The sequence below is a fragment of the Pseudofrankia coriaricola genome (assembly GCF_001854805.1).
GTDB lineage: Bacteria > Actinomycetota > Actinomycetes > Frankiales > Frankiaceae > Pseudofrankia.
Genome location: NZ_MBLO01000052.1, coordinates 26306 through 40397 on the forward strand (window position 1 = coordinate 26306; position 14092 = coordinate 40397).

The window sequence follows — 14092 nt, forward strand, 5'->3', positions numbered from 1 at the left end:
AAGCGGCTCCTCTTCTGACCAGATGGCCCGGCGGACGGCCGACGCGACCGCGTCTCGACGAGGTCGCGTCGTGCCCGTTCTCCCCTAAGACGCCGCCATACAACAGCAAGGAGAGCGCTGATGAGCGCACCAGCGGGACCCAAAGGCCCGCTCGACGGTTTACGCGTCATCGACTGGACGGTCTGGCAGCAGGGGCCGGTCGCCGCCATGATGCTCGGCGACCTCGGTGCCGACGTCATCAAGATCGAGGAACGGCGGGTCGGCGACGGTGGGCGGTCAATCTACGCCCTGGCCGGAACCGCGACCAGTTCCTACTTCGAGACCAACAACCGCAACAAGCGCAGCGTCGCGGTCGATCTGAAGACACCGCGAGGCGTCGAGATCGTCCGCTCCCTGGTCGCGGACGCCGACGTGTTCCTGCACAACTTCCGGCCCGGCGTGCCCGAGAAGCTCGGCCTCGACTACGACGCCCTGCGCGCCGTGAACCCACGCCTCATCTACGGGGAGGCCAGCGCCTTCGGCTCGGCGGGGCCCGACCTGTCCGTGAGGCGGGCCGTCAGCTTGGTGTGTGGAGTCGCGGCGCGGTTTGGAGGGGAACTTCCGGGGCGATGCGGCCGGTGAAGGTGTGGGTACCTGCCCCGACGGTGGCCTCCTTGGCGCCGGGGACGCGGACCAGTGCAGTGGTTCCGGGTGGCACCGTGGCGTCAAGGGTGAGGTCGTTGCCGTCTCGCCGCCAGTGCACGGACGCGCGGCCGTGGGGGGTGTCGAGTTCGGTCTTTGCCCAGGTGAGCCCGCCGCCGGGCTGTGGGGCGATGAGGAGTGTGCGATAGCCGGGCTCGAGTGCCGAGATGCCTCCGACGACGCGGTGCATCCAGTCGCCCACGGCTCCGAACGCGTAGTGGTTGAAGCTGGTCATCTCGCCGGGATTGATCGAGCCGTCCGGCAGCATCGAATCCCACCGCTCCCAGATGGTGGTGGCGCCCATCGTCACGGGGTAGAGCCAGGACGGGCACTCGCGTTGCAGGAGTAATTGGTAGGCGTCGTCGAGATGGCCGGTCCGGGACAGCGCGTGAGTGAGGAAGGGCGTGCCGGCGAAGCCGGTGGTCACGTGGTGGCCGGCCTCGGTGACGAGCTCGGCGAGGCGGGCACCGGCGCGGGCTTCGTCCTCAGGCGTGAGGAGGCCGAAGGCGATGGCCAGGGCGTAGACGGCGCTGGCGTCGCTCTGTAGGCGGCCGTCCGCGCTCACATAGTGCCGGTTGAAGGCCGTCCCCAGGTCGGCCGCCATCGTCTCGAACTCCTGCTCCTCGGCGGGCAGCCCGAGTGCCGCGGCGGCTCGCGAGACGAGGACGGCACTGCGGTAGGCGCAGGCGGTGGCGACGACGTAGGGATCGGACTTCCCCTGCAGGGGATTGTCCGGCGGCGCTGTCGGATCCAGCCAGTCCCCGAGCTGCAGGCCGCCCTCGAGCAGGCCGCGTTCGGACAGCTGGGAGCGCACCAGTCTGGCGTGGGCGGTCATCGACTCGAACTGGTCGGCCAGTACGCGGCGATCCCCGTAGGCCTCCCACACCGCCCAGGGCACCCAGACAGCGGCGTCGCTCCACAGCGCGAGGACGGTGATCGCGGGACAACCGTCCGCTGCTGGCGGTTCGGCCAGACTGGCGAGGTTCTCGTACTTGAAGTTGTCAGGCACGACGATGGGGACCTGTCCGGCGGCTGCCTGTTCGACGGCGAGGTCGGCCAGCCAGTCGCGCAGGAAGTCGTTGACGTCGAAGAGGTAGGTGGCGGTCGGGGCGAAGGCGGCCAGGTCGCCGGTCCAGCCGAGGCGTTCGTCGCGCTGCGGGCAGTCGGTGGGTACGTCGACGAAGTTGCCGCGCATCGACCAGACGATGTTGTCGTGCAGCTGGTTGAGCAGCGGTTCGGAGCATGCGAAGTGTCCGGTGCGCCGTAGCCGCGAGCCGACCACCACCGCGGTGATGTTCGCGGCGAGGTCGTCGGTGGTTCCCGGCCAGTCGGCGACCTCGGCGTACCGGAAGCCGTGGAAGGTGAAGGTCGGCTCGAAGAGGTCGTCGCCGCCGCTGCACACGAACCGGTCGGTGGCCTGCGCGGTCCGCAGCGGGCGGGTTCCGAGCTCGTCGTGTTCGAGCACCTCGGCGTGGCGGATCGTGATGCGCCGTCCGGCGGCGCCGGTGACCCGCAGCCGCGTCCAGCCGACGAGGTTCTGGCCGAAGTCGACCAGCGTTCTTCCGCTGGGTGAGATCCAGACCTGCTTCGGTGCGCATTCCTGCTGGCGGCGGATCGGGGGGCCGATGTAGGGGACGAGTCGTTTCTCGTCGAATCCTTCCAGGACGCGGACGCCGCCCCAGCCGTCTGATCCGGCCTCCGGTGTCGACCAGGCGGGGTCGAGCCGGCGGGCGTCGATGGTCTGGCCGTCGTACAGGTCGTCGTCGACGATCGCGCTCGGCCCGGACTGCCATCGGGTGTCGGTGGCCACGGTCTGGGTGAATCCGTCGGCATAGGAGAGGTGGAGTTCGGCGAGCGCGCCCCGCTGGTCGCCGTACAGAGCCCGGCCGCCGGCGAATCCAAGCCTGCCGCGGTACCAGCCGTTGCCCAGCGCTATCCCGAGGACGCAGGACGGCGCGACGAGCCTGGTGACATCCCATTCGGCGTACCGCAGGCGCCACTCGTAGGCGCTCCAGCCGGGGGTCAGCACGTCCTCGGAAGCGCGGACGCCGTTGATCCATGCCTCGCACACGCCGAGCGCCGTGATGCGCAGGACCGCCGAGGTCAGGCCCCCATGGCCTGTTTCCAGAGTGAAGGTTCGGCGTAAGAGCGGCGCGCTGGCCAGCTCTCGGTCTGGCGTGATCATTTTCGCGGTCCACCCGCGGGTGATGCTCATCGTGGTTCCTGTCCTCCTGGCCCGACGACGGGGACCGGCTCACCGCGCGTGATGCCGCTCCCGTTGAAGGCGTCGACGGCCACCCAGTAGTCCTCGCCAGCCGTGAGTGCGGAGAGATCGAGTTCGGTGCGGCCGTGAACCTGCCAGCAGTGGTACAGCCGCTTGGAGCTAGGCCCGAACCGGACGTTCGCGCCGTCGGCGTCATCCGCGCCGGTCCAGACGACGCGCGCGTCGCGGTCGGTCATCCGGGTCGCGCGCGCGATCGCGGGACAGGGCGGCGGGCCGTCGCGGTGCCCGAACACCCGCAGGCCGCTGACCGCGATCGGGCCGTCCCACGGCTGGGCGTGCGAGGTGAGCCGGAGGTAGCGGGCCTGGGTCGGCCGATCGGTCACGACGAACGCGTGCGGGCTGTCCAGCTCCTCGCCGCGGCGGTCCGTGAGCAGGGTCCAGAAGGATCCGTCGGTGGAGCACTCGAGGACGAACTGATTGGGCTGGGGGCGGATCTCGATCGCCCGGGAGATGCCCATGGTGGTGGTCGACTGGCCGCGCCTGGGCCGCGGCTTGTGCCGGCCGGCTTCGTGGTCGGCGAAGTTGACCTGGACGGCGTGGACGGTGGCGCCGTCGCCCAGGTCGACGGTCAGCCGGTGGCCGGGGGCCCGGTCGGCGGCGACCCACCAGGTCCGCACGTTCTCGTCGACCGCGAGCTCAGGGCCGTGGCCGGGCAGCGCGGACGTGGCCGTTACGGGCCTGCCGTTGGACAGCAGCATCCAGCCGGGTGACGCCTCGGTCCAGGGGTCGAACGGTCGGTCGTGGACCAGGATCGGGTGGTCGGCCAGTTCCTGGTTCGTGAACAGGGTGCCGTCCTCGTCGAACCCGGCGGGGAACAGGCCGATCCGCCGCTCGAACGCGTGGTTGACCGACACGCGCATCGTCGAGGCGTGCCACCAGTTTCCGTGCCTGTCCTGGAACGTGCTTCCGTGGCCCGCTCCGGTGATGAAGCCTCCGGGCTTGAACGAGAAGGGACTGTCCGGGGCGTAGGCGAACGGACCGAGCGGCGACGAGGACGTGTAGTAGCCGTCGGCGTAGGTGTTCGCCTCCGTGGCGGGGGCCGCGTACTGGAGGTAGTAGATATCCTGGTGCCTCGTCATCCACGCGCCCTCGATGAAAGGCGCGGGGCCGATCAGCTTCGCCCGCGGGCCGGTACGGGTCCGCGGGTCGTGGTTCTCGCCCGTGCGCTCCCAGCCGTGTCGCCCGGGGTCGCCGCCGAAAAGCCGGACGGGTTCACTGACCGGGGTCAGCGTACGGCGGTCGAGTTCGACTCCCCGCAGCGGCGCCCGGTTGGAGCAGCCCCAGTACAGGTAGACGCGCCCGTCGTCGTCCTGGAACAGGTTCGGGTCCCAGAAGGCGAACGTTCCCGGCACCTCCTCGAAATGTCCGGACAGCGGGTCGTCGGTGCGCCAGAAGGAACACCGGCCGCGCATCCGCGAGGCCGTGAACACCAGTTTCCCGTCGATCTCCCGCACGTCGGGGGCGTAGTCGTGGACCGGGAGGCCGGCGGTCTCCTGGAACTGCCAGGCGGTGAGATCGTCGGAGTGCCAGAACCCGCCCGACATGGATGCGAACAGGTAGAAACGGTCGCGGAAGAGCACGATTCTGGGATCCGCGGCCTCTCGAAAGACCTTCCGGCCGAAGCCGGCCGTTCGTACGTCCTGATAACGGTAGGGCAGATCGATCGGGTTGCAGATCGCTGTGGTCATGCGCGTTCTCCCGGGACACCGGCGGCCGCGGCCGTGGCCGGCCCGTCCGTGGCCGGCCCGCCCGTGATGCCGACGCCTGTCATCGTGGGCGGGCGGTTCGTCGGGCCGGTTTGAGACCGCGTGACCTGCTCGGCCAGGCGCCGGCGGGCGGCGCGTCGCTCGGCCTGCAGCCGCGGGTCGGGAACTGGCGCGGCGAGCAGGAGGCGCTGCGTGTAGAGGTGCGTGGGCTCGGTGGTGACCTGGCGGGCGTCGCCGATCTCGACGATGTCCCCCCGGCGCAGCACGGCCACCCGGTGGCTGATGCGGCGCACCACGGCGAGGTCGTGGGTGATGAACAGGTAGGCGACGCCGGTGCGTTCCTGGATCTCGATGAACAGGTCCAGCACGCGGGTCTGGTTGGTCAGGTCGAGAGCGCTGACGGGCTCGTCGCAGACGACGAGACGGGGGGAGCGGGACAGCGCCCTGGCGATGGCGATGCGCTGGCGCTGACCGCCGGAGAACTCGCGCGGCAGCCGTCGGGCGGCGTCGGCCGGCAGGTGGACCTGGTCGAGCAGGTCGCGGATCCGCTGGTCTGCCTGGCTTCTGCTCACCCCGGCGACCAGGAGCGGCTCGGTGAGGATGTCGCCGACGGTCCGTGCCGGGTTGAGGGAGCTGTACGGGTCCTGGAAGACGACCTGGATGGCGGCGGAGAGGTCTCTGCGTTCCTGGCGGCCGAGGCGCGTGATGTCCCGTCCGGCGAAGACGACGGTGCCCCCGCTGACCGGGACGAGGCCGAGGATCGCGCGGCCGAGGGTGGTCTTGCCGGAGCCGGACTCGCCCACCAGGCCGAGCGTCTCCCCCTGCCGTACCGACAGCGAGACCTCGTGCAGGACACGCTGGGGCCTGGCGCGGAACCCGGTCCCGGGATACTCGACGACGACGTCCCGGCAGGACAGCAGCGGCTCGGTCATGGCGCGCTTCCGTCGACGGCCGCGGCGGCGGGGTAGGGCCCGCGCGGGGGAGCGTTCTCGAGGGTGGAGCCCAGCAGCGACCTGGTGTACAGGTGCCGCGGACTGGCGAACAGCTCGGTCGCGGCCGCGGTCTCGACGATCCGGCCCTGGTGCATGACGGCGACGGTGTCGCAGATGTCGGCGACGACGCCGAAGTTGTGGGTCACCAGGACCACTCCCATGTTCCGCTCCTTCTGCAGGGAGCGGATGAGGTCGAGCACCTCCGCCTGGATGGTCACGTCGAGGGCGGTGGTGGGCTCGTCGGCGATGAGCAGGTCGGGATTGCAGGAGACCGCGCCGGCGATGAGCACGCGCTGGGCCATTCCGCCGGAGATCTGGTGGGGGTAGGCGTCGAGGACGCGCCGCGGGTCGACGATGCCCACCCGGTCGAGCAGGTCCAGCGCGGTCCGCGTCGCCGCCCTGCGGGACAGGCCGAGGTGGCGACGCAACGGCTCGGCGAGCTGGCTGCCGACGCGGAACGACGGGTCGAGGTTGCTCATCGGCTCCTGCGGGACGTAGGCGATGCGCCGGCCGCGCAGGTCGTTGAGGTGCCGCTCGTCCAGCGCCCGCAGGTCGGTGCCGTCGAAGTGGATGCCGGTGGCGGTGACGATGGCCGTGGTGGGCAGCAGTCCGAGCACGGCGAACGCCGTCTGTGTCTTGCCGGACCCGGACTCGCCGACCAGGCCGAGCACCTCACCCCGGCGCACCGACAGGGTGACCCCGTCCACGACCGTCGACGTCCCGGCCGGTGCCGGGTAGGCGACCCGAAGGTCCCGCACGACGAGAAGCCGGCCGCCTTCCGGTTCCGGCGCGGGGGCCCGCGTGGCCGTGGCCACGGCGCCGCTCTCGCCGCCGGTGGCGCCGTCGCCGGCCCGGCCGTCGCCCGTGGCCGGCCCGCCCGTGGCGCGACGGCCGGTGAGCGTCGCGCGGGACGGGTCGAGGGCGTCGCGCAGGGCGTTGCCGAGCATGGCGAACGCCGCGGTCGTTACGGCGAGCGCGACACCCGGCCAGAGGATGAGCGCGGGCCTGTCGTAGATGCGGGTGAACGCGTCGTTGAGCATCGCGCCCCAGCTGGGCTGGGTGGGCGAGCCCAGGCCGAGGAACTCCAGGCCGGCCTGCAGGGCGATGCCCACGCCGAGCATGTAGGCGGCTTGGATGATCGTCGGTGCCTGTACCACCGGAAGGATGTGCCTGCGGATGATCCGGGCGTCCGAGAGCCCGGCCACCCGGGCCGCGTCGACGTAGGCCTCCGTGCGGACGGCGCTCGTCGAGGCCCGGACGAGATGGAACACCCCGGGGGCCAGGAGCACGCCGAAGATCGCCATCGCGAGGTAGGTGTTGGGCCCGGCGACGGCCAGGACGACGAGCAGGATGATGATCGCCGGCAGGGCCATGACCAGGTTGACCAGCCAGCTGGCAACGCTGTCGAACCAGCCCGCGAGGTAACCGGCCGTCAGGCCGGTCGGGACGCCCACGGTCAGCGCCACGGCGGTGGCCAGGAGTGTGCCGAGCAGGCTCGTCCGTCCGCCGTACAGCAGGCGGGCGAGTACGTCCCGCCCCACCCCGTCACCGCCGAGCGGGTGCTTGGCGCTGATCGGCGCCAGCGTGTCGGCGATGTCCGCGGACGACGGGTCGGCCGAGGTGAGCAGGGGAGCCGCCGCGCTGGCGACGACCACCAGCCCGAGCACGACGAGGCAGACGACCGCCGTGCGGTCCCGCAGGAGCCGGCGCCACAGTCCCACCCGCGCCGCCGGCCCGTCGGGGGCGGCAGGGGCCGGCGTCGGCGTCGGAACGACGGGTTCGACGCTGGACACGCTCATCGCACACGCACCTTCGGGTCGAGCAGCCCGCGCGCGATGTCGAGAAGGATATTGACGACCACGACCAGCACAACCGTCACCACGACGACACCCAGCACGATGGGCTGGTCCCCCTGGGAGGCCGCCGTCGTGGCCTGGCTGCCCAGGCCGGACAGGCCGAACACCCGCTCGACCACGACGGAGCCGCCCAGCAGGCCGATGAACAGCAGCGCCAGCACGGTCAGGGCCGGCGGTGCGGCGTTGCGCAGCGCATGTCGAAACAGCAGGCTGCGCGAGCTCAGGCCGCGGCTGCGCAGCGTGCGGATGAAGTCCTTCTCCAGCACGTCGAGCATCGAGCCGCGGATCTGCAGGGCCATCGAGGCGGTCGCCAGGATCGCCAGGGCCACCGCCGGCATGGTGACCGAGCGCAGCCAGTCGAGCGGCGCCTCGGTGAGGGGCACGTAGCCCGTCGCCGGGAGCAGCTTCCACCTGACACCGACGAACAGGGCCAGCACCAGCGCCACGAGGAAGCTCGGTATCGCCGCGCCCACGACCGCCGTCAGCTGCACGGCCTTGTCGAGCCAGCCACCCCGGACCGCCGCGGCGACCCCTGCCACGGCGCTCACCACCGCGGCGAGGACGAGGCCCACGAGGACCACCGACAGGGTGACCGGCAGCTCGTTGCCGAGCAGCGTGCCGACCTGGTCCCCCGTAAACCACGAGGTGCCGAAGTCCCCCCGCACCGCATGGGACAGCCAGTCGCCGTACTGGGTGACCAGCGGCCGGTCCAGGCCGAGCTCCCGCGACTTCTCGGCGACCTGTTCGGCGGTGGCCTGCTGGCCTGCGGCGGCGCGGGCAGGGTCACTGCCGGTGATCCGCAGCAACAGGAAGGTCACCGTCACGACGACGAGGACCAGCACGATGCCGGCGACCGCGCGGCGGATCAGAAAGGACAGCATCGTTCCTCCTCGCGGCCAGGGAGGGCGGCACGGGATGCGGTCGCTCGTCGATCCCGTGCCGCGCCGCGGTTCCTTCTCATCCCGCCGGGGAGATGCGGTACAGGGGCGGGTTGGACATGAACGCCTCCGGCGTCACGGACAGGGACTTCTTGAGCGCGTAGGCGGTCTGCGGAACGCTCCAGGTGGCGCTCCAGGCCTGGTCGACGAGGTATTTGTTCAGGCTCTTGAACGCCTTGTCCTGCTCACCGCCGGTCAGCCGCTGGGTGTCGGCGATCAGGCGGTCCACCTCCGGGTCGCTGTAGTGGTACGGATTCCACGCCGCGTCCTTGGCGATGGTGGACCGGACGGTGTCCCACGGCCGTCGCGCGCTCAGCCGGAAGTAGCTGAGCGGGACCTCGGCGCTCTGCAGGGACGTGAGGATCTGGGCGACCGGGATGCTCTTGGGGGTGAGGGTGATCCCTACCGCGGACAGGTACTGGGTGATCGCGGCCTGGGCCGCCGGGAACAGGGTGGAGAAGTCGAGCTCGTCGCAGCTGAAACCGTTCGCGTACCCGGCCTGCGCCAGCAACTGCTTCGCCTTCGCCGGGTCGTACGGGTACCTCTTGTCCAGGGACTTGTCGTAGGCCGAGCTGTCGGGGTGGAACAGCTGCTCCGTGGGGGTGGAGAAACCTCCGCCGAGCTGCTTGGCGATCGTGGCCCGGTCGAAGGCGTAGTTGATGGCCTGCCGGACCCGGACATCACCGAGCGGCTTGCAGACCGTGCCTCCGCGGTCCCACAGGTAGAGGCCCTCGATGTCCCCGGTGAGGACCGGCGAGGCGTTGAAGCCCGCGCCGCGGAGGCTTTCCATCCGGCCTGGCGCGACCTCGGCGGCGTCCACCTGCCCGCTGCGCAGCGCGTTCTCCCGGGCGGTCTGGTCGGCCAGGACCTTGATGACGACCTTGTCGAACGGGAATGCCTTGGCGTTCCAGTACTTGGGATTGCGTATGAAGGTGTACTGACTGCCCACGGTGGTACCAGGCCCGCTGAGCGTGTACGGGCCGGACCCGACAGGCTTCGTCTTGATCGACCCGTCGGAGATCGCCCTGGGACTCGCGATCATTCCAGGGCTCTGTCCCAGGTTCCCGAGGAAGGACGGGTCGGGCTCGGAGAGCGTGATTCGCACCGTGCCGGCATCGACGGCCTCGGCCTTCCGCACGTCCCGCAGCGCCGCGGCGGCCTCGCCCGTGCCGTCCTTGGTATGCAGGAGGTTTGTCACCACCGCCGCGGCGTCGAGCGGGGAGCCGTCGGTGAAGGTCACTCCCGAGCGCAGCGACAAGGTGAGCACCGTGTTGGTGGCGTCCCATTCCCAGCGCGTGGCCAGGTTGGCCGTCGGGTTCGCGTTCGGGTCCAGCCGGATGAGCGAATCGTAGACAGCCTCGTAGTACTGGAGTTCGGCGCCGTTGAGACCGGCGCCCCGCAGATCCCACGGATTCGGGGCGATCGTCGCCCCGAGAGTGAGCGTGCCACCGGACGCCCTGCCGCCCGATGACGTGCCGCCGCCGCTGCTGCCGCCGCCGCAGGCGCCGGCCGTCAGCGCCAGCGCCGCGACCAGTGCCACCGGTAAGAGTCTCAGCCTTCGCATGTGATCTCCCTCGAAGAGTCTCGGTGCCGTGCGACGTGGGTGGGCGATGCGGGGCCGCGGTCCCGGCGGGGCGGTGGGGCTGGGCCCCCGCCCCAGCAGGGAGCCGACGGGTTCACCCCGGCACCGCCGTCAGGTGGCCCTGCGCGATGCGGCGGATGTTCTCGACGCTGCTTGCCGGCAGAACGGAGCCGAGCGTCTCGATGAACTGGCGCAGCGGCATTCCGTGCAGGCCCTTCGATCCCTCGGCCTGCGCGGTCATGCCCATCTCGGCCAGCAGCGGCGCGAGCGCTGTCGCCAGCGCTTCGTCGAGCTGTGGGCCGACGTCGGGATGCGCCGCCCATTCCCCGATCAGCGAGTCGATGGACAGGTCGGGGACGAACCGGTCGCCCTCGAGCGTGATGCGGCGTTCCACCAGCACGTTCTCCGCGTCCCGGCAGACCTGGATCCAGTGGTCGCCGGGGGCCACCACCCACTGGCCGTGCCGCACGTCCCAGTAGGCGAAGGCCCGTCGGTCCAGCTCGAACGAGACGACGCCGCTCTCGCCAGGGGCCAGCCCGATCCGGCGGAAGGCACGCAGCTCACGGGTAGGGCGGCGGACCGGTCCGGCCTGCGTGGCGACGTAGACCTGGACGACGTGGGAGGTTTGCCGCTCGCCGGTGTTGCGCACCTGGACCTCGACGCGGGCCCCGTCGATGGCCAGCGGTTCGACGGTGAGGCCGATCGTCTCGACCCGTCCATACCCCAGCCCGTGGCCGAACGGATAGCGGGCTGGAACGTCGGCGGTGATGTGGTAGCGGTAGCCGACCATGACACCCTCGCCGTAGCGGACAGCCCCCTGTTCCCCGGGATAGTTGAGGAACGCCGCGGTGTCCTGGACCCGCCGCGGAACGGACTCGGCGAGCCGGCCCGACGGCTCGGCCACGCCCACTAGGACGTCCGCGATCGCCCCGCCGCCGGCCTGTCCCAGCAGGAACGCGTCGAGGATCGCGTCGACGTCGTCGTGCCAGCCCTCCAGGCTCACCACACCACCGTGCGAGAGCACGACCACCGTCCGCGGGGCGGCCGCGGCGACGGCCCGGATGAGTTCCACCTGCTCCGCCGGAAGGTCCAGGGTCTTCCGGTCGAACCCCTCCGACTCCGCGCCCTCGGTGAGCCCGGCCATGACCACCGCGACATCCGCGCCGCCCGCCACCGCGACGGCTTCGGCGCGCAGCGCCTCGGCTCCGGTGGTGTCGTTCCGCGACGCGAACCCCCGCGCATGGAGCACCTGACCACCCCGGGCTGACACCGCCGCGGTGATCTCGTCCAGCGGCACGTCCACCCGGGACGGGTTGACCTTGGAACTGCCGCCGCCCTGAAGCCGCGGCTCGGTCGCGAACGCGCCGACGACGGCGACGGTCAGCCCGCCGGCCAGGGGGAGCACGGCACCGTCGTTCTTCACCAGCACCATGCATCGGGGGCCCAGCCTGCGCGCGAGGTCGTGGTGGGCGTCCAGGCCCGCCGTCACCTCGCGCCGGTCGCCCTGAGCGGGCCGCCGCCGCAGGCCGGGCCGGCCTGGCCTGCGCACCAGTCTCAGCAGGCGGGTGATCGCCGTGTCCACCAGCGCCTCGTCGCAGTCGCCGCGGCGCACCGCGTCGAGCACCGCCTCGTCGCCTCGCCCGCCGTCGTAGGGCATCTGCAGGTCGAGCCCGGCGGCCAGGGCGGCCACCCGGTCGTGCACCGCCCCCCAGTCCGAGATGACGACGCCCTCGAACCCCCACTCCTGCCGCAGCACCTGCGTGAGCAGCCAGCGGTTCTCGGAGGCGTAGACGCCGTTGACCCTGTTGTAGGCGCACATGACCGTGGAAGGCCGGCCCTGCTTCACCACCCGTTCGAAGGCGGGCAGGTAGATCTCGCGCAGCGTCCGTTCGTCGACCTCGGCACTCACCTGCATCCGGTCGGTCTCCTGGTTGTTCACCGCGAAGTGCTTGACCGACGCGCCGACGCCGTTGTCCTCGAGCCCTCGCACATGGGCCGCGCCAAGCTCGCCGGACACCAACGGATCCTCGGAGTAGTACTCGAAGTTCCGCCCGCACAGCGGGCTGCGCTTGATGTTCACGCCAGGACCGAGGACCACGTCGACGCCCTGCACGGACGCCTCAGCCGCCAGCGCGGCACCGACCGCCCGAGCGACCTGCGGGTCCCAACTCGCACCGACCGCCACCGCCGGGGGAAAACAGGTCGCGGGGACCGAGTAGAGCAGCCCCAGATGATCCCCGTCGTCGCCCTGGTGGCGCAGCCCGTGCGGGCCGTCCGCCACCGTGACGGGGGCGAGGCCCGCCGCTGGCAGTGCCTTCGTCTGCCACAGGCCCTCACCGGACAGCAGCGACACCTTGTCCGCGAGGGGGAGAACCGGCGGACCGGCTTCCTCCACCACGTCTTCCGTCAACACGCCCTCCGTCTTTCTCCACGAACGGTCCAAGGCCCACCCCGCGACAGCGACCGACAGCCGGTGGTCGACGTCGTTGTCCGCTCTCGTCGGGACGGTGATCTCACGGTCCTGGTGGTCCTCAAATCCCCTTCCTCGCGCCTGCTCGCCGCGGTCGAGAGGCGCGACGCGCCTACGGTCAACAAGATCATCATTGCTCGCATCTGCCGTGAGTTCGGCTGGCGCGTGCGTCCAGTCGGGTCGGCGCGCAGGGGCGACGGCGGCCGGAATGTCGGGTGTGACCCTGACGGCTCGACGCGCGCCGCGCCCGGAGGGTCAATTACGATCAAGCTAGTTTCTGTCGGCCGTCAGAAAATATGGCAGGTTCAGGGGATGGTCAAGCGCGTAACCTTCAGGCGGAGGCGTAAGGGGTGGGATGAGCGCAGGGGACGGCAAGGCTGGCCAGCGAAGACGGCCCGGCCGGCCGGCCCGGATCGGCCGGGCGCAGATCGTCGCCGTGGCCCGGAGCCTCGATCCGGCCAAGCTGACCATTCAGGCGGTGGCCGACCAGCTCCAGGTCGAGCGGTCGGCCGTGCACTACCACGTGAGCGACCGCGAGCAGTTGCTGGCGCTCGTGGCCAGCGACATCTTCCAGTCGGAGGTGGAGCTGCACGAGCTCCCGGTCTCCGACAACTGGAGGACCGTGCTGCGGGACCTCGCGTTCGCGACACGAGACGCCGTGGTCAAGGTGGGCGTCCTGCTCCCCTACTTCCACATGCAGCGGGTCGACGGGAACACGATCATCCGGTCGCTGGAGCAGACGCTCGGCGTGCTGCGAGAGGCCGGGCTCACGGAGGTGGAGTCCGTGCGGGCCATGGTGTTCGTGAGCCAGATCGCCTTCGCCTCCGCGCGTGACACGCTCCTGATGTCACCAGACGCCACGCATCCACAGATCCAGGAGCTCAAAGACGTGCTGGCTGAAATGGAGCCGGCCGAGGCTCCCCACGTCGCCAACCTGCTGCAGATCTGGGACGCACAGTCCGACACGCAACTCGATTTCAGCCTCGCCGTCTTCATCGAGGGCATGGAGGCGCGGCTGGCATCACGAGACATCGGAGTGGCGGACGGGGACGCTGCTCTGCCACCTGACTAGGGACCGAAGCGGACAGCATGTCTTCCGCGGCCCACCGACCGCGCGGTCACTACGCCCGGACGGCCACCCGGCGGCCGGCTCGTAGGCCCGGCGCCTGGGGACAGGCTTCCGAGGGGTTATGCGCGGGTCGAAGCGGCGGCGGCATATCGCTGGGTCTCCCGCTGACGTTTCGCGGGCCGGTTCGGAAATGGCCTTCGGGCCGGCCTTTGACGCGTCGCCGCCCCTACTTTGACGGAACCTCGCACACGCGTTGTGACGGAAGTGGCCTCCTGCTCGGACAATGAAAGCGCCAACCCACATTGTCCAAAAAAACAGAAGGCCACCGCGTGCCATCATGCCAGCCTGCCCCCGGCGTGTCCAAGGCCCTGTTCGACTGCGAGCAGTGTGACATCTCCAGCCTGCTCGCGATGCTGGGTCAGCTTCCTCATCCCCGAGACCAGCGTGGACAGATCTACAGCATGTCGTTCGTGCTGGCTGCGACGCTCGTTGCGACGCTGACGGGCGCGAAATG

9 protein-coding genes are annotated in these 14092 nt (G+C 70.7%); 2 read left to right on the top strand and 7 right to left on the bottom strand.

Translation table 11 applies throughout. From position 1 onward, the window contains the following. Positions 1-120: 120 nt before the first annotated feature. Positions 121-621 carry a CoA transferase gene (locus BCD48_RS10220; RefSeq protein WP_071048108.1) on the top strand — a complete coding sequence of 167 codons (501 nt, stop codon included), beginning with the start codon at positions 121-123 and terminating at the stop codon, positions 619-621. Here BCD48_RS10220 and BCD48_RS10225 read toward each other — a convergent pair. From BCD48_RS10225 to BCD48_RS10255, 7 genes are all read right to left on the bottom strand, one after another. Beyond that, positions 557-2896, bottom strand: coding sequence for a family 78 glycoside hydrolase catalytic domain (locus BCD48_RS10225; RefSeq protein ID WP_071048109.1), 2340 nt, complete (start codon positions 2894-2896; stop codon positions 557-559). The two genes, BCD48_RS10220 and BCD48_RS10225, sit on opposite strands and share 65 nt — an antisense overlap. Then, positions 2893-4653, bottom strand: coding sequence for a family 43 glycosylhydrolase (locus BCD48_RS10230; protein ID WP_071048110.1), 1761 nt, complete (start codon positions 4651-4653; stop codon positions 2893-2895). The genes BCD48_RS10225 and BCD48_RS10230 overlap by 4 nt, the downstream gene beginning before the upstream one ends. Then, positions 4650-5603 carry an ABC transporter ATP-binding protein gene (locus tag BCD48_RS10235; RefSeq protein WP_083418430.1) on the bottom strand — a complete coding sequence of 318 codons (954 nt, stop codon included), beginning with the start codon at positions 5601-5603 and terminating at the stop codon, positions 4650-4652. The genes BCD48_RS10230 and BCD48_RS10235 overlap by 4 nt, the downstream gene beginning before the upstream one ends. Then, positions 5600-7462, bottom strand: a complete 1863-nt coding sequence (locus tag BCD48_RS10240; protein ID WP_083418431.1) for a dipeptide/oligopeptide/nickel ABC transporter permease/ATP-binding protein — start codon at positions 7460-7462, stop codon at positions 5600-5602. The genes BCD48_RS10235 and BCD48_RS10240 overlap by 4 nt, the downstream gene beginning before the upstream one ends. Further along, a complete protein-coding gene (locus BCD48_RS10245; RefSeq protein WP_071048111.1) occupies positions 7459-8400 on the bottom strand; it encodes an ABC transporter permease in 942 nt (313 codons plus the stop codon). Before BCD48_RS10245 ends, BCD48_RS10240 begins: the two co-directional genes overlap by 4 nt. Before the next feature lie 76 nt (positions 8401-8476). After that, positions 8477-10021 carry an ABC transporter substrate-binding protein gene (locus BCD48_RS10250; protein ID WP_071048112.1) on the bottom strand — a complete coding sequence of 515 codons (1545 nt, stop codon included), beginning with the start codon at positions 10019-10021 and terminating at the stop codon, positions 8477-8479. Positions 10022-10133: 112 nt separating this feature from the next. Beyond that, positions 10134-12449, bottom strand: coding sequence for a glycoside hydrolase family 3 C-terminal domain-containing protein (locus tag BCD48_RS10255; RefSeq protein ID WP_241841635.1), 2316 nt, complete (start codon positions 12447-12449; stop codon positions 10134-10136). Positions 12450-12864: 415 nt separating this feature from the next. Here BCD48_RS10255 and BCD48_RS10260 point away from each other — a divergent pair, with 415 nt between their 5' ends. Further along, entirely contained in the window at positions 12865-13581 is a 717-nt protein-coding gene (locus BCD48_RS10260; RefSeq protein WP_071048113.1) for a TetR/AcrR family transcriptional regulator C-terminal domain-containing protein, read from the top strand. The last annotated feature ends 511 nt before the right edge of the window (positions 13582-14092 follow it).